This window comes from Cohnella baijiui, from assembly GCF_020731285.1.
Lineage (GTDB): Bacteria > Bacillota > Bacilli > Paenibacillales > Paenibacillaceae > Cohnella.
Window position 1 is genome coordinate 1 of sequence record NZ_JAJFOW010000143.1, and the last position, 379, is coordinate 379.

The window sequence follows — 379 nt, forward strand, 5'->3', positions numbered from 1 at the left end:
AAACGGTACACCGAGAATGTTGACCCGCTGTTGAGTGTCCATACTTGTCTTCATCCATTTCCAACTTTCATAGTTTACATACACTAAGACGGTACAACCTATCCTGAGGTTGCACCGCCTCCATTTTATATCAGATCGTCCAAAACCTCAAATATAAATAAACCTTTTTTCTTGACAAAATCTCTTACATTTCGTCGAACTACGTGTGCTGCTTGATCGGTGCCGCCGGAATGCCGACGGCTGTGCAGCGGGCAGGCAGTGATCTTGTGACGACCGCTCCGGCACCCGTAATCGTATAGGCGCCAATCTCCATACCGGGAATAACCGCCGTTCCGGTCCCTGTCTGTACACCTTCACGAATGGTCACATTACCGGAGAG

General features: G+C 48.8%; 1 pseudogene. It reads right to left on the reverse strand.

What is annotated here, in order from left to right:
- Nucleotides 1-199: 199 nt before the first annotated feature.
- Nucleotides 200-379: pseudogene (locus tag LKX83_RS32035) on the reverse strand (acetyltransferase); the annotation flags it as partial.